Annotated in this window: 21 protein-coding genes and 2 pseudogenes; 6 read left to right on the top strand and 17 right to left on the bottom strand. The window is 61.4% G+C overall.

Annotated elements, in window-relative coordinates:
• Window positions 1-13 precede the first annotated feature (13 nt).
• The 3 genes from NI2_RS09010 (at window position 14) to NI2_RS09020 (ending at window position 1,896) form a co-directional block, all read left to right on the top strand.
• Entirely contained in the window at window positions 14-868 is an 855-nt protein-coding gene (locus NI2_RS09010; RefSeq protein WP_067488386.1) for an alpha/beta fold hydrolase, read from the top strand.
• 570 nt (window positions 869-1,438) lie between these two features.
• Entirely contained in the window at window positions 1,439-1,693 is a 255-nt protein-coding gene (locus NI2_RS35695; protein ID WP_067488388.1) for a helix-turn-helix domain-containing protein, read from the top strand.
• Complete coding sequence (locus NI2_RS09020; protein ID WP_067488390.1) at window positions 1,690-1,896, top strand: hypothetical protein; 207 nt, start codon at window positions 1,690-1,692, stop codon at window positions 1,894-1,896. The genes NI2_RS35695 and NI2_RS09020 overlap by 4 nt, the downstream gene beginning before the upstream one ends.
• A gap of 407 nt (window positions 1,897-2,303) precedes the next feature.
• On the opposite strand, the pseudogene NI2_RS32980 reads toward NI2_RS09020, so the two are convergent.
• The 3 genes and pseudogenes from NI2_RS32980 to NI2_RS35700 all read right to left on the bottom strand — a co-directional run bounded on the left by NI2_RS32980 (window position 2,304) and on the right by NI2_RS35700 (window position 5,786).
• A pseudogene (locus NI2_RS32980) lies at window positions 2,304-2,940 on the bottom strand (integrase core domain-containing protein).
• 173 nt (window positions 2,941-3,113) lie between these two features.
• Complete coding sequence (locus NI2_RS09030; RefSeq protein ID WP_133734100.1) at window positions 3,114-4,541, bottom strand: peptide MFS transporter; 1,428 nt, start codon at window positions 4,539-4,541, stop codon at window positions 3,114-3,116.
• A gap of 867 nt (window positions 4,542-5,408) precedes the next feature.
• Window positions 5,409-5,786: a response regulator transcription factor gene (locus NI2_RS35700; RefSeq protein WP_133734073.1), complete on the bottom strand. Its 378-nt coding sequence runs from the start codon at window positions 5,784-5,786 to the stop codon at window positions 5,409-5,411.
• A 541-nt stretch (window positions 5,787-6,327) separates the two neighbouring features.
• Between NI2_RS35700 and NI2_RS35835 the strand changes: the two are divergent.
• A pseudogene (locus NI2_RS35835) lies at window positions 6,328-7,491 on the top strand (ATP-binding protein).
• A 598-nt stretch (window positions 7,492-8,089) separates the two neighbouring features.
• On the opposite strand, the gene NI2_RS09035 reads toward NI2_RS35835, so the two are convergent.
• The 13 genes from NI2_RS09035 to NI2_RS09095 form a co-directional block, all read right to left on the bottom strand.
• Window positions 8,090-8,641 carry an NUDIX domain-containing protein gene (locus tag NI2_RS09035; protein WP_208115362.1) on the bottom strand — a complete coding sequence of 184 codons (552 nt, stop codon included), beginning with the start codon at window positions 8,639-8,641 and terminating at the stop codon, window positions 8,090-8,092.
• 9 nt (window positions 8,642-8,650) lie between these two features.
• Window positions 8,651-9,883, bottom strand: coding sequence for an MFS transporter (locus tag NI2_RS09040; protein ID WP_084476226.1), 1,233 nt, complete (start codon window positions 9,881-9,883; stop codon window positions 8,651-8,653).
• Window positions 9,884-9,928: 45 nt separating this feature from the next.
• The gene (locus NI2_RS09045) at window positions 9,929-11,086 is read right to left on the bottom strand and encodes an ATP-grasp domain-containing protein (RefSeq protein ID WP_133734075.1); all 1,158 of its coding nucleotides are present in this window, start codon (window positions 11,084-11,086) and stop codon (window positions 9,929-9,931) included.
• 128 nt (window positions 11,087-11,214) lie between these two features.
• Window positions 11,215-12,015 (bottom strand): 2-keto-4-pentenoate hydratase, encoded by an 801-nt coding sequence (locus tag NI2_RS09050; RefSeq protein WP_067488399.1) that lies wholly within the window; start codon window positions 12,013-12,015, stop codon window positions 11,215-11,217.
• A complete protein-coding gene (locus NI2_RS09055; RefSeq protein WP_084476228.1) occupies window positions 12,012-13,085 on the bottom strand; it encodes a GDSL-type esterase/lipase family protein in 1,074 nt (357 codons plus the stop codon). The genes NI2_RS09050 and NI2_RS09055 overlap by 4 nt, the downstream gene beginning before the upstream one ends.
• 36 nt (window positions 13,086-13,121) lie before the next feature.
• Entirely contained in the window at window positions 13,122-14,144 is a 1,023-nt protein-coding gene (locus NI2_RS09060; protein ID WP_067488403.1) for an LLM class flavin-dependent oxidoreductase, read from the bottom strand.
• Window positions 14,145-14,184: 40 nt separating this feature from the next.
• Window positions 14,185-15,297: a radical SAM protein gene (locus tag NI2_RS09065; RefSeq protein ID WP_067488405.1), complete on the bottom strand. Its 1,113-nt coding sequence runs from the start codon at window positions 15,295-15,297 to the stop codon at window positions 14,185-14,187.
• Entirely contained in the window at window positions 15,294-17,108 is a 1,815-nt protein-coding gene (locus tag NI2_RS09070; RefSeq protein ID WP_084476232.1) for a M3 family metallopeptidase, read from the bottom strand. Before NI2_RS09070 ends, NI2_RS09065 begins: the two co-directional genes overlap by 4 nt.
• The gene (locus NI2_RS09075) at window positions 17,099-17,746 is read right to left on the bottom strand and encodes an HAD family hydrolase (protein WP_067488408.1); all 648 of its coding nucleotides are present in this window, start codon (window positions 17,744-17,746) and stop codon (window positions 17,099-17,101) included. Before NI2_RS09075 ends, NI2_RS09070 begins: the two co-directional genes overlap by 10 nt.
• A complete protein-coding gene (locus tag NI2_RS09080; protein WP_166655781.1) occupies window positions 17,731-18,567 on the bottom strand; it encodes a TauD/TfdA family dioxygenase in 837 nt (278 codons plus the stop codon). Before NI2_RS09080 ends, NI2_RS09075 begins: the two co-directional genes overlap by 16 nt.
• Window positions 18,568-18,589: 22 nt before the next feature.
• Window positions 18,590-19,804 carry a DegT/DnrJ/EryC1/StrS family aminotransferase gene (locus tag NI2_RS09085; RefSeq protein WP_084476239.1) on the bottom strand — a complete coding sequence of 405 codons (1,215 nt, stop codon included), beginning with the start codon at window positions 19,802-19,804 and terminating at the stop codon, window positions 18,590-18,592.
• Window positions 19,801-20,895: an NAD-dependent epimerase/dehydratase family protein gene (locus NI2_RS09090; RefSeq protein WP_067488415.1), complete on the bottom strand. Its 1,095-nt coding sequence runs from the start codon at window positions 20,893-20,895 to the stop codon at window positions 19,801-19,803. Before NI2_RS09090 ends, NI2_RS09085 begins: the two co-directional genes overlap by 4 nt.
• Window positions 20,896-21,078: 183 nt before the next feature.
• Complete coding sequence (locus NI2_RS09095; RefSeq protein WP_067488417.1) at window positions 21,079-21,327, bottom strand: hypothetical protein; 249 nt, start codon at window positions 21,325-21,327, stop codon at window positions 21,079-21,081.
• A gap of 87 nt (window positions 21,328-21,414) precedes the next feature.
• Here NI2_RS09095 and NI2_RS35065 point away from each other — a divergent pair, with 87 nt between their 5' ends.
• Both NI2_RS35065 and tyrS read left to right on the top strand, forming a co-directional pair.
• Window positions 21,415-21,540 carry a hypothetical protein gene (locus tag NI2_RS35065; protein ID WP_255284008.1) on the top strand — a complete coding sequence of 42 codons (126 nt, stop codon included), beginning with the start codon at window positions 21,415-21,417 and terminating at the stop codon, window positions 21,538-21,540.
• A gap of 856 nt (window positions 21,541-22,396) precedes the next feature.
• Entirely contained in the window at window positions 22,397-23,362 is a 966-nt protein-coding gene (gene tyrS, locus NI2_RS09100) for a tyrosine--tRNA ligase (protein WP_084476241.1), read from the top strand.
• Between the two features lie 56 nt (window positions 23,363-23,418).
• Here tyrS and NI2_RS32990 read toward each other — a convergent pair whose 3' ends face one another.
• Window positions 23,419-23,529, bottom strand: a complete 111-nt coding sequence (locus NI2_RS32990; protein WP_084476263.1) for a helix-turn-helix domain-containing protein — start codon at window positions 23,527-23,529, stop codon at window positions 23,419-23,421.
• Between the last annotated feature and the right edge of the window lie 184 nt (window positions 23,530-23,713).

Here is a 23,713-nt window from a genome sequence, read left to right on the forward strand (position 1 = left end):
CTAGTCTGTTGGGGTGGATGTGACATACGAGAACACACTGAAGACCGTTCACACCGAAAAGGGGGTTCTGCGTTATCACGAGGCCGGGGACGGGCCGCCGCTGATTCTGTTGCACGGCTCGGGGATCGGGGTAAACGGCTGGCGCAACTTCGGCGCGAATCTAGGGCACTTCGCGGAGGACTACCACTGCTACATCCTCGAGTTCCCCGGATTCGGAGCGAGCGATCCGGTACCGGGGGCACACCCGGTGCTCACCGCGATCGAGTCAGTGCAGCGGTTCATGGATGCGCTCGACCTCGAATCTGCTGCGATTGTCGGCAATTCGATGGGCGGTGTGGTCGGTGCGATGTTCGCGCTTGCGCATCCGACCCGGGTCGACAAGCTGGTGGCCATCGGAGGTGTCGGCACCAACATCTTCAGTCCCGGGCCGAGCGAGGGCACCCGGTTGCTGCGCGAGTTCGCCGATTCTCCTAGCCGCGAGGCGCTGGTGCGCTGGCTCAACTGCATGGTGTACGACCAGAACCTGGTCACCGAAGACCTGATCGATGAGCGCTGGAAGGCAGCCTCCGAACCCGATTCCTTGGCAACACTGCAGGCTATGTACAGTTCGAAAGCCGCTGCCCTACAAGAACAGTCAGAGGCTAAGTCGAAAATGCCGCCCTACTGGTCCATGCTGCACAAAGTCCAGTGCCCCACCCTCATGCTCTGGGGCGCAGACGACCGTCAATGCCCCCTCGATATGGCCCAACTGCCCCTCCGCCTAATCCCCCACGCCGAGCTCCACGTCCTCCCCCGCTGCGGCCACTGGGTCTTCGTAGAAGCCAAACTACCCTTCCATCGCATCACCAAGGAATTCCTCCAGCGCTAACCCACCTATCGGCCCCCCGTTCTTCACGTGCGCTACTCGGCGCGAGGAGGGCGGCGGGTAGCGAGTCGACTTCAGTGGAGGTGTCGGCTCGGCGATCGCGGGGAACGAACACCCCAGCCAAGATTGCGACCAGCGCGATCGCCCGTACCACCGGCAGGCGGCGGCGAAGACTGTGCCGATGCCAAGGATCGGCGACAGTGGAAAGATCTGCCGCCACCCCGCAGGAACCGGCGGCAGGGCAGCATCGGCACCGGCCGACGCCGGATAGTCCTGGGGCGGCAGGTCCCGGACAGCCGCCGCAAGCGATGATGGAAACGCTTACATTGCAATGTCTTTCGACGATCAGGTGCACGACCGTCGATCGTCACCGGCGACGGTGTGTCCCCATCGGCACGCCAAACCCGCAGGCCACAACCTCACATCCCTACTACGCCGGGCCCTTGGCCGGGGTTCCGGAAGCATTCGCTTCCGGAAACCCGGCGACGCTCTGCGGTAGCCGGATGGCGAACGGCATCTCCCGCCAGATTTTCGACCCCTGATCGCCGGACGAGCTAGTGGGCCGCCAATGGTGTGGCCCATGCCGAGATCGCCCACAGGTTCGATACCTCGCGGCAGACCGTGATCAACTGGCGATCCCGCTACCAGGCGCACGGACTCGACGGGTTGCATGACGAGCACTGTTCGGAGCGGCCGCGGACCATGAACCGGGACAAATTGATCACCACCACCTTGACCCCGCGTCCCCGTAAATATGGTGCTACACACTGGAGTTGGCGGTTTCTGGCCGATCACTCGCTATCGCACGGCACGGTATCGAAGGTGTGAGCGAGTACGGGGTGCAACCATGGCTAGTCGAGACGTTCAAGTTCTCCACAATCCGGAACTGGTCGGCAAAGTCACCGACATTCGTCGGGCTCTACCTGGACCCGCAGGAGAACGCGATCGTGCTCTGCGTGGACGAGAAGTCCCAGATCCAAGCCCTGGACCGCACCGCACCGACATTTGCCGATGAAGATCGTTATCCCTGAGGGCCAAACTCACGACTACATCCGCAACGGCAGGACCATCCTATTCGCGGCGCTGGAAGTCGCCACCGGCAAAGTCACGGCGTCTGCAAACCACGCCATCGCCACAGGAGTTTCTCGCATTCCTCAAACATGTCGCTCGTGCCTATCCGACCGGTTAGCTGCACCTGGTGATGGACAACTACGCCACCCACAAGGAAGGCCGAGGTACGCGCCTGGAGCACCGAAAACCTGCGTATCCGAATGCATTCCACACCAGGTTCAGCGTCGTGGATGAACCTGGTCGAGGTGTGGTTCGGCATCATCGAACGCCAACCCATCCACCGCGGCACCTTCCGCAACATCCGCGAGTTGACCACCAAGATCCGCGAGTTCATCAACGGCTGAAACCCGAGAGCGAAGCCCTTCGTCTAGATGTACTGACCTGAGAGGTTGGGGACACGGCTGGCTGATGGGTGGCCTGCGGGTGCGGTGTGGCCGCGGTAGTGATCGTAGGTGTGGAGCCAGGCGGTGAAGGCTGCACATCGTTCGGTGTCGCTGCGGTAGAGCCGGGCGTAGGCCCACTCATCGGCCAAAGTCTGGTGGAAGCGTTCGACTTGCCGTTGGTTCGAGGCCGGTAGGGCGGGTCCGTTTGTGCACGACGGACCGAGAGATTGGCGGATGTTTTAGATTGATAGCAGGAACCGTTTTCCGTCAATACTTTTCGATCGGCCACGCCGTGCCTGGCGAACCAAGCGTTGGCGCGGGTCCAGAACTCGGCGGCGGTGTCTTTGCGTTCATCGGCGAGTAGTTCGGTGTGGGCCAACCGCGAGTGGTCATCCGGTGCGGTGTGGAGGTAGTGGTAGCCGCGGACCGGGTTGCCGTAGGCGTTGTGTTCCCCGGTCGGCTTGTGTCCTTGGGAGTTTCGATAGCGGCTAGCCCAGCGAGCTGCGGTGGTCGGTGAGACCTGGAACCGTCCGCGGCTCGGCGCAGCGGACAACCGTCATCGATGACACAGCGAGCCAGGCACCGGACCAACTCCGACAACGGGGCGTTACGGTGTGACACGAAGACCTCCGAGGCGTGGGTGCGTTCCTAGACAGCTCGCAGTTCACTCGGAGGTCTTCGCCATGTCAGCTCGCCACGCCGTCACCAACGTCCATGGTCAGTACAGACCAAGACCGCTGAGCAGATCAGATCCTCGCCAAGGCCCACCGTCCAACACCTTCACATACGGCCCGCTAGCGCTCGTGGGCTGCATGCATCAGGCCGCTCATCCTGGGGGCGACGCCATAAATGACCAGGCCCACAGCAACTGCGACGACTCCGGTGATTCCGAAATACGCGACCTCATGGCTGGCATCGTAGAAGCGCGACAGCACACCGGACATCGACGAACCGATAGCCGCGGACAAGAAGTACACGGCCATCATTTGTGCCCGAAACGCCTCGGGCGCAAGCTGAGTCGTGACCGCGAGGAGAGTCGGCGACATCAGCAGCTCGGCTACCGCGAAACCACCGAGAACGAAGAACACCAGCAGCGCTGGCACTGTCCGGCCAGAAAATCCGGCAAGTGGCACGAACAGCAGAAAGGCAGCACCCATTCCAATCACGCCATAGGCGACCTTGTGCCAGGCGGAAGGAGCCCGGTTGCCCAGCCGGGTCCATACGATCACCAGCAACGGTGAGAGAGCGATGACCCAGGCCGGCTCCAGCCAGCCGAGCCAGTTCGAAGGCGCAGTCCACCCGAAGAAGGACCAGTTCATCCGCTCGTCGGAGTACACAGCCAGCACCGTGAAGACCTGCTGGAACAGCGAGCAGAACACTGCATTGGCGATGAACAGTGGAATATAGCCGACTACCCGAGTTCGCTCAACCGCAGTGACTTTCGGACTGATGAGGATGACAACAAAGCAGACGAAAGCGGCAGCGGCAATAACACCAGTCATAGTCCACGCCAGATTGGACAGGGTCACAAGTCCGGTCATCAACACGACGAGAACGACTGCCACTGCTACAGCTGCGACTGTCAGCACCTTGCCGATTTCATTGCGTCGCAGTGGATTCGGAATTGTGCGACCCTGTATGCCAAGGTTTCGTCGGAAGATTGCGTATTGGGCCAGGCCTACAGACATACCAATAGCCGCCGCGCCGAATCCGTAGTGGAAGTCTAGATTTATCTGGAGCACACCAGTGATCAACGGGCCTGTTAGAGCACCGATATTTATGCCCAGAAAGAACAGGGTGAATCCACCGTCAATGCGACGGTCGTCCTTGTCGTAGAGGGTTCCCAGTAGTGACGACGCATTCGCCTTCACCGCGCCGCTACCAAGCGCAACCATGACGAGGCCGATGCCCACACCTTGCAGGCCAGGAATAACCGCCAACGCAGTGTGCCCTGCCATAACCAGTAAGGCGCCGTAGAACACACAACGCTCCATGCCAAGCATCCGGTCTGCGACCCATCCCCCCAGCATGGTCGACAGGTACATCAGGCCGCCGTATGCACCAACGATGCCTGTTGCGGTCGACTTTTCCAGACCAAGGCCGCCGTCCAAGAGCGAATAATACAGATAGTATCCGAGGAGAGTGAGCATTCCGTAGAACGAGAATCGCTCCCACAACTCCACGCCGAACAAATTTAGCAACCCAATCGGATGTCCGAACATCATCCGCCTGCTAGTGGGCCAAGGCTTTTGTGCGACCCCAGTCATAAATTGACCTCTCATGATTCTATCCCCCAGAGTGGGCAAATTCGTTTTGCGCATACGCGTACCCATCTAGAGGCCTATCAACGAAAGCGCGCCAAGATTCGATCGGCCCTGCAAAAGTTTGCATATCCGTGCCCCTTAATTCAACTACGCGGATCCGTTGCGACATCAGCGTGCGGACATTCGGCACCGATCAGCCACTGGCCCTGGATTGGCGAGCCTGCAGCGTGGGCCGAATCCCCACCTGATATCCTCGACTTTCATCAGCCTTCGACTAATGAAAGTCGCCGCTTGACCCGCGTAGATTCCGAGCAGAGGTCGACTCAGCGTGGTTGCCCATATCTCTTTCATGCCGCCATTCCATCAGATAAGCGGAAAAAGTTCCATCGTGGATTCATAATCATCTCCGTGGCGATACACACATTTGGCAGTAACTCTAACAACGGCTCCTCTGCACTGCGGAGGCACACAAGAGATCAATTTACCTCGGCCCTCATCCTCGTTTACCTGTGCCAAACAGGCGCAGCACCGCAGTTCAATCGAAGTAAATAGGACCGATTTCCGCCCCCGCCGCGAATTTCAGCGTTCCGAAGCCTATGGATACCGTCGATTACCGCCATCATGAGCTGATGAATGATAGCCGGAAAGCAGCGTTTCAACGCTAAAATTGCCTACCGACCACAAATACTGGATATCCCCCTCGGCGGTAAGATAAAGCTAAGAACTCTAGAACCCACAGCGGCCATAAAATCTGCGCAGCCTGCACCATCAACCGAACACGTATCAAACGCCTACCGGACCCGAGACCGGCTAATCCCATACTAATCAGCCCTTCTTCAATTCCCGCACGCCCAACCAACCTGCAGCAACGGACTTTGCGCCAGCTTCAAATCGGCTTCGGGCTCCTAGAAGTTCAACAATGACGGCCACTCGACGCCTGACCGTACGTTCCGAGATTCCAATACGTCGGCCAATCGCGTCATCGGTCAAGCCTTCTGCCAAAAGCAAGATGAGCGCCAGTTGCTCCCCAGATGGCTTCTCCTCATTAGCACTTGAGAAGTACTCGACGGTCGTCGATGGCGATGGACCACATCGGCGGGCGCCGCGGCGAGCAGTGCGCGCAGTTCGTCGTGACTGCTGGCTGAATTCTTCCGTGTGAGATACCGGGCCTAATTCAAATCCTTCGAATATCCGCTGATCCATCCGGACCCCCTAGGCATTTCTTTGTTTACGAGAAGATCTACCGAATCGCTTCCGACTTTCGCGACTCAAGTAGCGCTGTCCGCCCCCTCAGACTCGTCCTATACCAGCACCTTGAGTCTATTCCTACCAGACAATGAACCACTGTCAAACCCGTGGTGATCACCGTTGTCGGTTTGCACACAAATTGCCCTCAGTTCATATTGTTCACATGCTGCCATATCTCCAATGCCGGCAAACCGGGCCAGCTTGACTCAGTTTCGCGGGTTTTGGCCAATCGGGGTAGCTGGTCGACATCCCCCAGGTCCGTTGCCGCAGTTGGGCTCGGGTACACGATCGATGCCTCGATCCGAGGCTAGCATCTTGTAAGCCTTCATAACGAGCCCTTGAGATAAAACTCAATCATCATCAACCGTAGCCGCAACGGACCCGCAAATTTGTCCGTTCTTTCCGACCCGCGAACTTTAGTCCCCCTTTAACATTAGGAGTTGTCCTAATCCGGTCACCAGTAGTGAGCCGCCGCGCTGAAAATCGAGGGTCTGCCGTGAATTCGCCGATCCCGACGCGGGCACCGATCCGGGACCTGGCCAGTTTGTGGTTCCGCAACAACGCGGCGAATGTGCTGTTCCTTGGTCCGCCCGGAGTCTGCAAGACCACGCTGACCGTCCGTTGGCGCGCGGCCGCGCTCTAGGCCGGTCACCGCGTCTACTTCACCACCGCCGCCGAGCTAGCAGCGAAGTGCCACAGAGCCGCGCTGGAGGGACGTTGGTACACCTGCATGCGGTTCTTCGCCGGACCGAAGCTCCCCGTCATCAACGAGCTCGGCTACCTCCCACTGCACGGCGACTGAGCCTCGACGTTGTTTCAGCTGATCAATCAACACTATCTGAACAGTGGCACGATCTCGATGAGATGCATCGGGATCTTCTACTGGACAACAGCTTTCGGAGACGCGGCCGTCGCCGCGGCAATGCTGGACCGGCTCCTGCACCGGACCACGGTCGTCGGCAACGACGGGCGCTGCAGCAGCAGAGTCCGCCGCCGATATCAGGCCGCGAACTGCGGCACCTTTTCCACGAAAGCCCCTTTGCTGCAGTCGGAATGGTTGCAAAACAGCCGTCGGACCCGCAGTTCGATCACTACCTCGCGCCCGGTGATCGAGGTGTCCGCCAGTCGCCGACTGCAGCGCCTGTGGCCTCGCCCTGACGGTGTCGCACAACTCGGACAGGCGGCCGGTTCATCGCGGGTCGCGGCCTCGACCCACACCGTGGAGCCAGTGGCTCGAACTTGGCTGATCGCCAGTCCGTCGAGGTGCGAGAACAAGATTCCCATCGGTCAGGATCAGAACACCAGCCACATGATCAACTATCAAGCACCCCTTCGCATCTCGATGTGGTCAATCACGGAGTCTGTGCCAGATCCGGTTTTCGACGAGCACAGACAGCCGGCCGCCACCCGCGATTGCCCTCACTGCGGCGAGCCGAACACCGTTGTCGCGCTGCTCACCACGTCGGAAGCAGCTTCCCCACAGACAACCGAATCCTCCCGCTACATCACGTCACCTGATAGCTCAACCTCTGCTCCGTCTGGGAATTTCGCCGCGCGCTTCTGGGGACTAATTTCTAGCGCCATCAGAGATGAGGACACGCCGAATAGCGCCGCGCCGCTGAGCGAGGCCCTGACGCCGATGGGATTGCAACAGCTGTAGCCGCGAAGACCCTAGTCATTCATTTTGCCAACGGGTTCGACTTCCTCCCTTCCGCATCAAGTGAATGCGCAAACGACGAAGGGACCAGCACATGGGCCGACGCTTCGAGCACGCGATTGCCAAGAACGCCTTCGCTCAGCTCTCCACGTATGTTTGGTGGCGGGAGATCCGTGGGGAGGGCACCGACACCGCATCAGATGGAAGCGATTCGACCAGGTCGCACTCAACGGGGATGGGTCCCCATCGAATTCGGCGCCATCCAACCTCGCTTTGATCTCGGCCACGCGATGCAGCTCTCGAGGCATCATGATCCCTTCCGGCACGCCGGGTGCGGCTGGCTGGAGAGGGCGCCAGCGCAATCCGAGCACCGCACCTAAGTCCGCCCTACATCCTCACCGAGGTTGCAAACAAGGCGATGCGATCCCACCGCCGATGCCGAGCAACCCGGATACCGAATCGGGTGGTCGGGATCGCCAGGGGTCTGTACCGCTCGCGCGACCAGATGAACCGCTGATCCGGGGGCGGCCCGCCCCCGGACGAATGCAGCGAGGCGACGTGGACATGCAGCCAGCCAGCGGAACGCAGAACAGAACCGTCGTCATTGCCTGAGGAGGAAGAGGCTGAACGCCGCGAGCGTCATTGCGTCGATGACCACGCCGCCTCTGACCATCTGAATGAGGTCGTCACAGGAAACCCACCTCTGCTCCATGTCCTGTTCAGTGCGCTCACGAGCGGTCACGCCCTGGGACAGCCCTGTTGCGAGGAAGACGTCGCAGCGCTGGCTGGTCAGACCCGGCGCGACCCCGACTTGGCCGAGATGGGAAAGCTCCCGGGCGCGCAGCCCCGTCTCCTCTGCAAGCTCGGCCCGGGCCAGTTCCTCGCCAGGCGGGCCGGCATCCGGCCATGAGCCCTGAGGGAATTCCCAGGTGCGGACGCCGAGCGGATAGCGGAACTGCCCGACCAGGTGAACTCCGTTCCGCTCGAAGGGAATCACACAAGCGGCGGCCGGCTTGTCGACCACCGCATAGAGGCCGGGCGTGCCGTCCGCCAACACAGTCTGGTCCTCCCGGAGGGTCAGCCACGGGCACGTGTAGACCACCTTGGAAAAGCGTTGGAGCATAGGATCCACTTGGCCTTTCAAAGCATCCATCCCTCGGTCTCACTTGGCGAGTGTCATTTGCGGCTTAGCGGCCAAGCTTCGCTCCGCCCAACGGCTGATACGGGGTGCCACGAGGCCCGGCGCGACAAGGAGGAGACCAAGCAGCAGCCAGCCCCAGGTTCCGAGCCCTATGCAAAGAGTCGTCACTAGCACGGGGGCAAACGACCCGGACAGCCCTTCGCCGAGATTGAAGAATCCCTGATACTTGCCCATCGAGTGCTCCGGTGCCAGGCCGAGGGCAATCTGGAAGATCCCCCCGCTGTGCCAGATCTCGCCGAGGCCGTGAACAGAGACGGCGAACAGCACCAAACCGATCGCGATCCACCCGGGCAAGACTGCCGCGACTGGAACCAGCATGCAGGAGAGCAAGAAGCAGAATCCGGCGCGCTGCCACGCTCGGCCAGCCGCGCCGGGCGTATCCAGTCCGCGGACCACTCGGACCTGGAAGAGCACGACAATGAGCGTGTTCGTGAGCATACACGCCGAGATCATCCACAGTGGGACCTTGTGCTCCGTCAAGATCCAAAGAGGGAGGGCGAGCACTGTGACTTGGTGCTGGATCATCAGCATCGCGCTGACCGCAGTCACCGCGATGTACGGGCGGTCGCGGTACACCGACCGCGCGGCCGATCCACTCACCGCGTTCTCGGTCTTCGGCACCGGCGGCAGGAACGGCATCGACCGTTGGATGACCGCCGCCAGCGCGAAACTGACCGCGTTCGCCAGCAGCGCGGATGCATAGATCTCCTGGGTTCCAAAGGACGCGAGGACACCGCCAAGTCCCACCCCGATGGCAGCCCCGCTATTCGTCACCACCTGGAGCTTCGCCCTGAACCTGACGGGGTCCGCGCCGATCCTGGCAATCACCGTGTACCGCGAGGCCCTGCCTCCTTCACCGGCGAATACCCCTACGCACAGCAATAGCAGGACCGGCAGGAAGCCATGAACGACAGGCAGAATCCCCGCGGCAACGGCCTGTGTCGTATAGGCCATCACAACGACGCCCCTGGGCCCTTTCCTGTCTGCCAAGTACCCGAAGGCTAGCCCCGCGGTGAGCGCGAGCACTCCGGCGATGCTCAGAGCCAAACCGAACTGCGTGGCGCTAAATCCGACATGGCGAATAACAAAAATCGGTAGAATGGCGTAATTGAGGCCCGTTCCGATGGTGTCAATCAGCGAGGCCACCGCGAGCCGACGTTCAGGCCCCGGCGGGAACACATTGACAGGGTTCAAGAGGCTGACTCCTCATGTCCTCGAAATCGCCGTTCGTTTAGCGGTCTATCGGGCCTTGGAACAGAACCAGTTGAAGATTTCATTCGCATCGCGCTCCACCGCTTCTACGGAGCCCCCCTCCAGGAGGACCTGACCCGTTCTCACATTGATTCCTGTTCGCGAGTCGGGCACCTCGCCGCCCGGCTGCACCTGCATGAGGACCCTCAACACTCCTGGCATCAGCGCGATCTCTTCAGCGCCTGGAAAGCTGCTCCATTCAGTTCGTGCCGGCAGATGGATGCTTCCGTATGACGATGGTGAGGGCGCGCGCCTGTGCAAAGGAGGCGCACCCATCAATACACGCGCCCATTCCTGGTCCAGCACGACTCCGTATTTCTGGTGGACCTGGAGTGGGATAATCCCGCCAGCCATTCGCCCCGCGCATTCGCCGAACACGAATTCACCGCCGCGCTCGAAAGACTCGAGGTGGAAAACACCGTCCCGGAGGCCTATGGCCGCCAACGAATCCTCGGCCATCACGCGTGCGGCGCTAAAAATGTCGCGGTCCACGACTGGATCGAAGAGCACCGACCCTACGATCCTTCCTTCCCGAGCCCCAACCAAAGGGGCGAAGTACCGGCCCACGCTGAAGAACTCGATGCGACCAGCGCGAACGACCCCGTCGAAATGGTATTCAGCCCCGTCGACATACTCCTCCGCCAGCCACGGGCGGCTCTCCGCGCGATCTCCAAGAGAACGGGCGAAGCATGCCAGGTCAGCCGCGTCCCGGACAACGCAGGTGTCGTGACTCGCTGCACCGGCGTGAGGCTTCACGACGATGGGGAATCCGACGTCGGTGTTCATCAGGTCACTCAGCCGATCGACCGTGCGACAACGAGCGGTGGGGATCATCGCGTGCCGGACTGCCTCCTTCTGCACCGCCTTGTCCCGGAGAACCGTTGCGGTGCGCAGGCCGATTCCGCGCGTGCGCCCTAAGTCGACGAGCACGGCGGCGGGCATGATCAAAAACTCGTCCGCAGTGCAGATGAGGTCGAAGTCGGAAGCACTCAGCCCACGGCGCGTCAGAGCCGAGACTAGTTGCTCGATGTCGCGCAGGTCGCCCACCGCGACTGGTAAACACGCCTCGCCTGATGCGGCGATGTCGACGAGATCCGATGATCTCGCCAAAAGCACGACCTCATCCGCCAGCTTCGAGATCTCCATTAGAACCTCTTTGCGCCACCCGAGAAGGAGAACCCTCATCTAGACACCACCCCTAGCCCTGCAACAACCTTTCACTGCGAACATCTACGCGTCCTCCTCGGTTCTTCGTGCAAATCCGCCACCGCGCATCACACGAAGCCAATATTCATCATGGAATGTCCATCGATGCTCAGACGGAAATCGTCCCCTCTCGCCACCGCGAGGGCACGAGACGGAGAACCAGATAGCACCACGTCCCCCGGTCTGAGCTCCTGACCGTTCTCCCGAAGTTCCATGGCGAGCCACGCCACTGCCATGGTGGGGTTTCCAAGAACCTCGGACGCCTTCTCCCGGGTCTCACCTTTGCCATTGCGTCTCATGCTGAGCGTGAGGTCTCCGAGGCCAAGCCCCAGGAGATTGCCCTGCCATTCCCCAATGGCGAACCCGCCAAAGGATGCGTTGTCAGCGACCGTGTCCACCATGCAGATGCGTTCATCCGCGAAGCGGCTGTCCACTACCTCGGCGGCCAGCGCCACGGCATCAGCAGCGGCAATCACGTCCTCCGCAGTGACAGCGCCGCTTTTCAGCGGCCTTCCAATCAGAAAGGCCAGCTCCGCCTCCAGTCGGGGCCGCAGGAAAAGGTCGAGTGGAATCTCGACTTTTCCGCAATGCACGGAAAACCTCCTGGACTCGAGCAGACATCCGTAATCTGGATGATCGAGTCCGTACTGATCACGCATCGAGCGACTCACTAGACCGATCTTGTAGCCGACAAGCCGGTCGCCGTTTGCGACCTTGAGTTGATTCCAGCGCGCCTGGATTCTTTTCGCCGTCTGCACGGAGTCCGGTCCGATGATCCCGCTGATAAGTGGCATGGGGGAACGAACCGACATGGCCTGCTCAAGCTGGCAGACGATCTGATCGATGTCGACACTGGAGCTCGGCGTCATGACCTCAACACCTCTCGCTCCCAGGCCACATATCTTTCAGCGAGCGTGCGGTGACCCTCCGCGTTCGGGTGCAGTCCGTCAGGAAAATGCTCGGCATCCACCAAAAGGTCTCTGCCGTCCACGAAGAACAAACGACCATCGCCCCTACTCCGCCTGATGTCCGCCACGGAGCGAACCGTCGCTCTGATCTGTGACAAGGTCAGCTCCTCTCGCTCACTCAGGTCTTCGAATGACGGACAAATGACTGGAGAAATTAGCGCAATCGGAGTTTGTGGCAGTTCACGTCGGATCAGGCCGAGGAAGCCGTGCAAAGCAGGCCCGAACGTCCTAGCGGTGAAGCTCTTCGCCAGGAACACATTGATTCCGACCTCAAGGCTGATGTAGGCCGGTCCGAGCGCGACGACGTCACCCGCCACCGAGGGGTCGAGATGACAACCGCCGTCGAATCCCAGGCAGTGGAGCCGCCGTCCGAGCGCATGCGCGGCGAGCACGGACCACGAGGATGTCGGGCTGACCCCGACGCCCTGAGTGATGCTGCTACCGTAAACCGCCCAACCGGGCCGGGGGGCCGCTCCAACGGGAAAGAGCCGTGCCCGCCCGTCGACCCAAAGGGAACAGAGACGATAGGCGGGTTCGACCGGAAGCCAGACCTCCACGTCCTTGACCTCCGCTGGCAGGTTCGCAAACAGCACTTCTCCATCAGCGGCGACGATCGCTGTTGCGGACCGCACACCCCCGATCGCCAGATCGCACAGGCCATGCAACCAGGGTCTGAGCATCTCCGGGTCGTCAGAGGGCTCCAAGCGGAGGCCGATCGAAATCGCATCGGTCCGAAGGCGGATACGGACACCGGCACCACACCTCGCCGGTCCGATCAGGGAGGGATGCGCCATGCTGGCGGCCGTGTGGTCCATCCGCCAGGGCTGTACCGATCCGTCCTCAAACGTCTCGATCGTGACCGCCCCTTCGAGAACGGCATCGGGGTCGGCGAGCGGAACGCCTCGCCGAGACGGAGCGGCCTCTCCTGCCCTTATGCCACTCCGCTGGTCCGCTGAAACGCTCGAAGACATCTCCCACCTCGCTCTCGGCTTCTTCCTGTAGTCGGCTCAAAATCGGGGAAGGACTTCCTCCGCGAATAGCCGCATGTTCTCCGTCGCCTCGTCCAGGGGCATGGCCCCATAACTCAACTCGCCGACAAATCGAGTCAGGCCGTACCTCTCCCGGTAGCCGTTGATCTTTTCGAAGCACTCATCAGGCGTACCTACGACGTGCTTTCCGATGAAATGCGCGGTCGCGGCGGTGATCTCCTCGTCGGTCCCGATCCGCCTGTCCGGGGCGTTTATCTCGCCTGGCTTCGCCGTGTAGTGCCTCGCGAGTGACTCGACCATCGGCTGCATATACCGCTCAGCCCTGGCGACGGCATCCTTCCGCGTTGCGGCCACCGAGACGTACAGGTGCGCGGTCAGCTCGCCCGGACTGAATCCGGCCTTCTCGGCAGTCGTCCTATATGTGGCGATCAGTGAATCGGTGTAGTCCTGGTTGTCCTCAGGCGAGAAGAGTAGGTTGAGGCCCTGTTCGCCGGCGAGCTTCGCGGAGCGCTCGGTGTGAGCCGCCCCGTAGAATTCTGCCTCGGGCCGGTGTACCGGGCGGGGCCTGACTGTAACGTTCTCTAGTCGGTTGAACTTTCCAACATAGGAAAAGATCTCGCTCTCCAGCAGGCCACGGACGCATTCGATTCCTTCTTCCAGGCGTTGTGCACCCTCGTCCTGCAGAACTCCAAAATGTCCGTACTCCACAGCGCTACTGCCACGTCCGAACCCGATGACCGTGCGGCCTCCTGAGAGGATGTCGAGCACCGCGACCTCCTCCGCGACCCTGATCGGGTTGTGCCACGGCAGCACCACAACGGACGTTCCCAGCCGAATACGGTTCGTTCGTCCGGCCATGTATGACAGCAGTTGGAGAGCATTGGGAATCGGCGAGTGGCCGGTGAAGTGGTGCTCGACCGCCCACAACGATTCAAATCCCAGTGGCTCCGCGCAATCTGCCAAATTCAGGGCGTCCCGATAGACGTCGACGTCAGGCCGGGTGACGGGGTTCATCAACGCGAGTCCCATGCCAACGAGCATCTGTTCTCCTCTAGCTTCGATAGTCGGTCGGCGAGATGGATTAGACTGGCGGGCTAATCGTCGTGTTGGTCTCGCGCACGAGCCGGCGCCACACATGAACGATCAGCTGCTGTAGAGCAGCGCAATAGACGCTCGGATTCCGCAATCCGTTCTCCTCCGAATAGCGGTGGGACACATGACCGCCACGGCACACGTTGACCACGTTGCAGGCACGGCAGCTGTCGCAGAGCAGAACCAGGTCATTGCGCATGGCTTGTACGGAGCTCAGTTCGGCGACCTGGGCGAGCGAGTGGGCGAAGATGTTCATGTCCAGCTTGGCGGCGCCGGCGTAGGCTGTCTTCAGAGTGTCGTCTAGTTCGAGCGAACCGTCTGTCTCGACGACTAGGTATTCAGAGTCGGAATTGACCGCTCCTTCGCCCATCAGTCTAAGGATTATGTCATCGAAAGTTCTGACGCGTACCTGGCTCTGCTGGTCCAGCCAGTAATCGAACGCGGTGCAGAGCCAGTCTCCGTAGGCCGCGACGCCTTCCGCCGGCACTCTGTCGTGGTTGTTGAGCGGCAAGAGAAAGTCGATCATCGGCGGCTGATGCGCGCTCAGGTAGTCGACGACTTCCCTAGGGTTCGACCGCACGTCTACGACGGACAGAAAGCCCGCGAAGATCGCCCGGTGCCGCGGCCCGGTGATGTTCGGGAGCGCAGCGTCGAGGCGCCCGCCGATCGGACGCCCCCGGAGGTCGAGCCGGTTCTTGTCATTAGTCTCCGGCGGTCCGTCGACGCTGACGTAGAGGCCGATGCCCAGCTCCGCCAGCAGGTCTCCGATCTCGTCCGTGAATAGGAGGCCGTTGGTTTGGATCGCGGTCGACACCCGAATCCCGGTGTCCTGGAACACATCGGTGATGCATTTGAGCAGGGACCGCAGATGGCGGGTTCCGCCAAGGAAGGGCTCACCACCGTGGAAATTGATGACTACTCCGGTCAGCCCGCGCTCAAGCGCGTGTTCGAGGACTCTCCCGGCCGCCTTAGCGGCGACCCTCTCGGACATCAGCTTGGGCTGAGACTTCCAAGAGTCGTCGCCGAGATTGTAGACATAACAGTAGCTGCAGTCCAGATTGCACCTGCTGGCGATCTTCCATACGAACGTGTCGAAACTCATGCAGCCGAGCCCTTCTTTAGCAGGCGAGTCAATTGTTCGAGCTCGTCCATCCAGGACGCGAGGCGCTCGATGCCTCCGCGCCACGCCGCTTCCCGATCGATTTCGATGCCGATTTCCGCCAAGAGGTCGGACAGGCCGCGTGAGCCCCCGGACTCCAGCAATTCCACCAAGTGCACTGATCGATCCTTCTGACCCTCCAGGCGGTCCATCAGGCAGAGCGCCAGTAACTGTCCGTACGGGTAGGAGTAGAGGTATCCAGGAACCTCGAAGAAGTGCCGCACGGTCATCCAGAGGTCGGCGTAACCCTCCCGGTATGAGCCGACGGTCTCTCCATAGAGTTCGCCTTGAGACTCCATCCAGAGCCGCCTCAGATCGTCCTTGCCGAGCGCTCCACTCTCCTTGAAACACCGGTGGATCCCGTCTTCGAATGCCCACAGGGCTCCGATTCTGAAGACAAGGTCCATCACACGATCGATGAGCGCTCCCAGGCGGGCGAACCTCTCCTCCGGCCGCTCCACAATGTCCACGCGCCTGCGTAGCGCTATCAGTTCCGCGAAGATGGCGATTGTCTCGGCATGGACGACCGGGACCTCCTGGTGGAAGACTCCCTGGCCTGCCGACAGCAGACCGTGCACGCCATGGCCGAGCTCGTGGACGAGCGTAATCAGGTCCTGGGTGCCGCCGCGCCAGCTCAGCATGATGAAGGGGTGCACCGATGGCACCGAGAACTCGCAAAAGGCTCCGACGCGACGCCCGCCACCTGTCCGCGCGTCGATCCAGCCGTTCTCGACGAAGCGCTCCGCGCTCTTCCTGAGGTCCGCTGCGAACCAGCCAAAAGAGTCGAAAGCGGTCAAGAGAGCCTCGTCCCAGTCCAGGTCGTCCTCCGAAGAAACAAGCGGGGCAAGCCGGTCACTATCGGTGAGCGATTCCATGTCCAGCACGCGCGCTTTCAGCCGGCACCACCGGTGCATTAGGTGGTAGTTGCCAGTGATGGACTTATACAGCGCCTCGACGCTGGCCGCTGTCACATCGTTCTCGCGGTTTCGCCGCTCGAGCCAGTGCTCATAGCCGTGCAGGCAGTCCGTGGTGGTCCAGTCCTCAACGATGGCGCGCAGGATGTGGGCCATCGTCTCGGTCTCCCTGCCGGGCACCGAGCAGAGACCGTGCAACGCGGCTGATCGGACGTCAGCCTCCCGCGAGGACAGTTTTCCGAGTGCCTCACCCATCGAGATTTCTGCGCCTGCATAGGGCACGCGAACCTGGTCCGCCACCGCGTAGTAGAGCTGCTTCCATGACTCCGAACTTGTGCCGGCCTTGACCGCCAGAACATGCGCAGCCTTCTCGCCGAGCGTGGATCCGCCCGTGGATCTGAGTCTCAGCAGGTACTGGCGGGCGCAGGCGACACGTCCGTCCGCCAAGAGCTCCAGAGCCCGGTGTTCCGGTACCGCCGCCCAAACCTGCGTGAAGCCGTTCAACCGCTGCTGGATGGCTGACGCCCAGCGGGTAACCGCCTCATAGACGCGGATGTTCCCGGGAGCGTTGACGTCCGTGCTCCACACCAGGACCGCATAGCATCTGAGGCGCTTGAGCCGGTCCAATATCTCGGCGAGCTTGGCAATCTGCCCACAGAACAATTCTGACGAGTCGAAGACCGTGTCGTCCTGCGCCCTTGCAAACAAATCCATCAGGAGATCGACCTCCGCCATGATCTGCTCAACTGTGCGGGCGCCGCCGCCTTCGGCCGCGAGAAGTTCTTTGACGTCCCAAGGTCCTTCATAAACAATCTCGGTAGGAGATTGGATCATTTCCATGACCCCTCCTTGAAATTCGGCTCAATCACGTGCTGGCGAAGATCTCTCAGGTCGGTCAGGGCCGGTCGCGGGCCGACTCCGAACCAGATGAAGGTGACACCAGCCTGCGCGGCTGCTTTCCGATCGTATTCCGAGTCACCGATGTAGACCGCAGTCTCGGGCGGCGCTCCGACCGTCGCGCACGCCTGCAGGATCCCTTCGGGATACGGCTTGGGGCGTTGCAAGTCGTCGGAAGTCAAGACGGTATCGAAAGCTAGGCCACTCAGTCGCAGAACGAGCGCGGCGAAGTCCTTCGACGAGTTTGTCACCAGACCGGTGCTGATTCCCTGCGAGCGCAGCTCGATGAAGGTCTCCGCCGCGTGTGGGTTCAGCACGAGAAGGTCCGCGAAGGACTCCAGGTGACACTTGTAGAACTCCTCAAGCCGCCGTCCCGACCAGCCCGGGAGGAACTCAGCTGCGTCGGCCTCCGCGTCCTGGCCCCAGCTCTTCCTCAGCGCCTGCCAGCTGACCGCAGGAAGGCCTTCAGAAGCCGCGGCATGGTTGATCAGTGCTCGCCAGAACTCGAAACTCTCGACCAGGACTCCGTCAAGATCGAAAAGTACCGCTCGGCAGCGCTCGCCGTTCACGAGATCAGCCACGAGGCTTGGTCTCGGTCGCTGTTCGACACTTCCTTGTTGAAACACCGTGTCCGGAGAAGGAGTCGTTTCTGGTCGGTGAAGTTGGTCCGGCCGTGCAGGGTCCGCCGGTTGAGCGTGACGAGCAGGTCCCCTGACCGAAGGTCGCTTATGTACGGCTCAACGGAATCGAGTGCCTCAATGAGGCTACCGAGGGCGCGGTGCTGCGTCTTCGTGAGTTCCCTACCGGTCACCTCGAGGGCGTCCTCCATGGACCCAAGCCGAAACCGGATGCCGTCATCACCGAAAAGGACCGGCGCCTGAAGGATCCTCGGCGGGTTGCGAAGTTTTCCGCCGAAAAGGAATACGGGCTCTCGGAGGACGCGGAGGGCATCTTCCCCGTCCGGCTGGTCGCCGATGTACGCCGCGAGTTCCGAAGCCGGCCAGACGAGGCTTGTGCCCCCGTCGTCCGCCGGGGTCACGCACCACAGCATGACGACGTCCTCGGGAAACGGCTTCGAGCTCTCATCCGAATGGGCTTCACAGGCCCCCAGCGTAAAAGTGACGTCTGTCCCACCGGGTTCCGTCGGCTTGACTTCGTCGATGAAACTGCCGCTTTCCTCGTCGAAGCGGTTATTGTCTGAGACTTCGCCGAAGAGGCTGGCGGTCCGGCGCACAAGTTCGCTGCGGTCGGTATCGCTTAGTGTGTGGAAGCCGATCCCTCGAACCACGCACGCATAAGGAGCACGGGACAGGATCTCCATCACCTTGTGCCTCAACGCTTCCCATGCCTCTGCCGTGGACCTGGCATGGTCAGCAACGTCTAGACGTGGAATGGATTTCATCCAAACCCTCCCTACCTGCCGTTTAAGAATTCGTGTTGCGGGCGAGCTCGTGATACGCATCGGCCATCCGCTGAGCGAGGTCGTTGACCTCCTGGATGCCATACCGTTCGTTCCAGGGAAGGACCAGCACTCCGGCGCGGGCCCGCTGCACACCCGGGAACCGCTCCGGTGCATAGTCGACGGCTTCAGGGTCGGCGAGCGTGAACGGGTATCGGCTGGTCCCGAAGGTCCGCTGCTCCTTCACCGCTTTCCACTCATACGCGGGACGCTGGTAGCCCGGCATGACACCGAGGACGCCCAAGTCCTTGAGGGCCATGGCGTAGCGGGCCATGCCGCCGTCGACAATCTGCTCGTCGATGTGCAGCGCGATCCTCCAGAAGGACTGGGTCGCACCAGGCAGCGGCTTGATCAGTCGCAGGCCTTCCAACCCGCTCAGCTGCGCCTCAAGGGCATTGGCCGCATTCCGCCGCGCGGCGAGCAGGTCCGGTAGCCGCTCGAGCTGCGCCGCGCCGACTGCAGCCTGCAGCTCCGTCATGCGGTAGTTCAGGGACAGGAAGTGGTGCTCAGCGATCTCGTCGGTGTAGATTCGAGCCTTGTTCACGAACTGGTGGGCGCGCTCGAAGAAGGCGGCACCGTTCGCCGTGACCACGCCGCCTTCCCCCGTCGTGATGTGCTTCGTCTGCTGCAGGCTGAAGCAGGCAAGCGCGCCGAAGGCACCCACATGGCGGCCGTCCAGTGTTGCACCGTAGGCCTGGGCGCAGTCCTCGATCACAGGGATGCCGAGCCTGTCCACGACCTTCAGAATCTCGCGGACGTCCGCCGGGTTGCCGAACAGGTGCGTCACGATCACCGCTCGGGTCCGGGGGGTGATCCGCGCGGCCACGGTTTCGGCGGTGATGTTCAGCGAAACCGGGTCGACATCGGCAAAGACTGGAATGCATCCCTGCCAGAGGATTCCGGCCACCCCGCCGAAGTCCGTTAGTGGAGAAGTGATCACTTCGCTGCCGGGCTCAAGGTCCAGAGCGGCGATGGCAACATGTACGGCAGCCGTCCCCGATGCGCAGGACACCGCGGGTGCACCGATCAGATCGGCGAAGGCTTTCTCCATACGAGCGCTGAACTTTCCCCGGGTAGAGTTCAGTTGGCCGCTCGCAAGGACCTCTTGCAGATACTCAAGTTCCCTGCCGTGGAACGAGCGGCCCGAAGCGTCCTGGTCGGAAGGCCAAGAGCGGCTCATCGCACGGGCTCCTCGGCGGCAACCGCATAGTCCAGGTGGTAGGCCGTCATCGTCTCGCGCATAGTCCGTTCCAGGGTCTTCACCGGACTCCAGCCGAGCTGTCGCTTTACCTGCTCGATGCTCGGCATCCGCCGGTCACAGTCCTCGTAGCCGGGCCCATAGAAGCTCTCCGCGGGAACGTCCACGATTGGGTGTTCGAGATAGGAGTCGTCGTGGGCGATCTCGGCGTACAGCCGACGCATCAGCTCGGCCAGCTCGCGGATTGTTACCTCGTTGTCCGGGTTGCCGAGGTTGAAGATGTGATTCTTCGCCGCCTTGGGCATCTCCAGCATCAGCATGATCGCGTCCATCGCGTCATCGATGGACAGGATCGTCCGGCGGGCTGTGCCGCCGTCGACGAGCTGCATCGGCGTCCGGTCGATCAAAGCGCTCATAAAGCAGGCAAGGACCCGCGGGACTCCCTCGCCGTCACGACCCGGCAAATAGTCCATCCTCGGGCCGAAGAAGTTCAGCGGCCGCACGACAGTGAACGGGAGTCCGCTCTCCTTGTGATGGGCGAAGATCAGGCGTTCCACGACCTGCTTGGCCGCCGCGTAGGTCCAGCGCTGGTTGCGGATGGGACCCATGATGAGGGGAGTCGTGTCCTCATCGAGGACGTAGAGGTCGGTGTCCCGATATCGGTTATCCGGAAGGTAGCTGGCTACCGTCCGGCCGTAAACCTCGCTCGTCGAGAAGTGGATCAGCCATGTGCCGTACTCAGCGCACATGTCGACCACCGGGTAGAGGTCGAAAAGGTTAGCCTTCAGGACCCGGATGGGCTCCGTGTTGTATTCAGCGGGGTTGCAAATCGCCGCGAGGTTGATCACCACGTCGGCGTCAGCGATGACGGACCGGAGATGCCGTCGCGCCGCGGCGGTTGAAAGATCTTCTTTCCGGAACTCGAAGTCTGGGTGTCCTAGATAATCCGAGATCTTGTGATCATCAAGGTCCCACCCGATGATTTTGTTGCCCCGCCCGCCGAGCAGCCTGCCCAAGAGGTGACTTCCAATATAGCCGCCACATCCAAGCATGACAATCTTTGCGTCCCGCACTATATTTCCCTACCCCAATAGATCCAAGCCCGAACGGGCACCAATTCGGCCCGACGACGAGTACAAATCCTCCTCATCGGCACTTCTACTTTGCGACCGTCGCCGGGGCCTGGATCAGATTCGCCCCGGCGACGGCCATCACTAAAAAGGCTGGTCTATACCAGCCGAGGGCAAAGGACCCTCTTAGATGCCAGCGGCCTTGGCCTCGGCCAGCGAACCAACCGGCGGGGAGGTGTAGGTTCCACCGATGTGGCCAGCGAGGCGCTGCTGAACGGCCTGGTTGACCAGGTCCTTCAGCGAATTGTTCTGGAGGGTGCTGATGTCACCGATAGAGATTGACTCGATGTCGGCAACGGACAGATTCTGAACCGCCTCGTACCACTCGCCCTGCGGCAGTTCGGATTCGATTTTCTTGACTTCTGAAGGCAGCATGTCAGCCCTTTCCAAACGGGATATCGGGATATTCCCGACACAAATGAATCTATAGCCCGGCAAACTGAATTGCCAGCAGTTCTTGGGATGCTGGCCGGAAGCGGTCAGACAACGGCGCTGAGTCAGCTGTCGGCGACCATGCGGCGGTTCGATGAACTCGAAACCAACCAGCCTGTCGTCAACCCGCTCCTCAAGGCCTGGGCCCTCCTGTGACGCTTCGATCCGAGTAGGCCTCGCTGACCGGCAGGATGCGTCCCACGTCCTGGCGGTCAGCGAGGTGGCGGTTGGCTGATCGGGATGGTCGACGTGGCCCGGCTCGGTCGAGTCTCGGCGTAGCCGCCGTTTAGCCAGCCTTCGCGTAGGTCTTGCGAAACCCGCGCCGGCTCCGGAGAATGTATGTCGTTTGGTGCAATGCTTTTCTCCCGCTAGTTGCGTAGACCGTCGGCGAACCGACTGGTCGCGTGCAGCTGGGCGAACGCGGCCAAGCTGAGCCAGATCCAGCGGTCGGCCACGCACCTGCACGCGAGTCCAGCCGAGAGTTTGCTGAACTGCCGGAGGTGTGCTCAATATCGAAGTGGCGCAGAAACATTCGCCAGCGAAGATCGACGTCTTCGACCGCGGCGCCGACATCAGACATCGCGACCGTGTGGATGGAGAACCGGAGCGTGGACCAGGCGCAGCAGTGAGTGCACGTGACGCTGGAGGAGTTCTCGCCGGTGATGGCGTTCCAGATCTTGGGGGCGGCAAGGACACCCGTAGCGAGTTCATCAACCACCATCCTGCAGGCCTGCTGTCAACGGATGTCCAGCTGATGCGCGGCTCGGGTAGCCACACTGCCCCGCGATCGCACTGGGCCGGTTGTTCTTCGCGGCCAGATGGGATTCCTCAAGGCCTTCCCAGTCCCAGCCAGGTTCAAAGGCCGGTTCAGCGTAGAGCTTCCGTCCCCGACTTCGCCTGAGAGCCGGCGATCCGTGCGATGGCACGCCGTACGGTGCTCGGCGATTACCGCACGGGGCCGTTGGTCGGGCAGGCTAGGGGCTGACAAATGTCAATTCAACTAGGGGTAGCTGTGACTGACATCGTGGATGAACTGCAGTGGCGTGGCCAGTTGGCTCATACGACTGATCTGGATGAACTCCGTGCGGTACTTGCTGACGGTCCGGTCACGTTCTATTTTGGGTTCGACCCAACGGCACCCAGTCTTCATGTCGGCAACCTCGTTCAAGTTACTGCCATGCGACGTCTACAGCTGGCCGGGCACAAGCCCCTCGCGCTAGTGGGCGGGGCCACCGGTTTGATCGGCGATCCCAGCGGACGCTCGACCGAGCGCCAGTTGAACTCCACGGAGATCGTGGCCGAATGGGTAAATCGGATCCAGGACCAAGTGTCGAGATTCTTGTCCTTCGAGGGTGAGAACGCCGCCCGGATGGTCAATAACCTTGACTGGGCCGATCCGATGTCGGCCATCAACTTCTTGCGGGATGTCGGCACACATTTTCCAGTCAACAAGATGCTGGCGCGTGAGGTCGTGGCCTCCCGGTTGGAGACTGGCCTGTCCTTCACTGAATTCTCCTACCAGTTGCTCCAGGGCATGGACTTCCTCGAGCTGCACCGCCGCTTCGGATGTGTACTCCAGGGCGGCGGGAGCGACCAGTGGGGCAACCTCACCGCTGGCACGGACCTGATCCGCAGGGTCACTGGCAATCACGTGCACGCGATCTCTACCCCGCTGCTGACCAAGCCCGACGGCACCAAGTACGGCAAGACGGCCGGTGGCGCGATCTGGCTCGACCCCGAGCTGACCTCTCCGGATGCATTCTTCCAGTACTGGATCAATGTGGGTGACAACGAGGTCAGCAAACTGCTGCGTACTTTTAGCTTCAAGCCGCGGGAGGAGATCGAGGATCTGGAGAAACGGTCGGCTGCGCGTCCTGAGGCCCGGATCGGCCAGCTCGCGCTCGCTGAGGAGCTCACCACACTGGTTCACGGTGCCCAAAAGATGGAGAAGGCGATCGCAGCATCACAACGCTGTTAGGGGCTCCAGCCGCGACCGCCGGCGTGCCATTGCGCAGTTGTGACACTGGGACGAAACTAGTCGCAATGAGTCGCAGCGTTGCGCCGCAGACTGCGTGAGATCGTCGACTGTGATCTCCTCATCCGGCAGGCGCTTCTGCGCAGGCCGAAGCCTTGAGCGCGCAGGATGGTGACTTATTCTCGCTCGCTGAGCGAGAATAAGTTGCCCATCAGTCAAGTTAGTCAACGACATGCCGCCACTTCCGCGGAACGTACGCGGGCCTCCCGTCGGAGAATCCTGTCCAGCGCTGCCGCGTCCTCACTCGGGCTGCCACCAGACACTGTTCTTAGAACTGTCGCAGCTCTTTGCATT

The sequence above is a fragment of the Nocardia ignorata NBRC 108230 genome (assembly GCF_001612905.1).
GTDB lineage: Bacteria > Actinomycetota > Actinomycetes > Mycobacteriales > Mycobacteriaceae > Nocardia > Nocardia ignorata.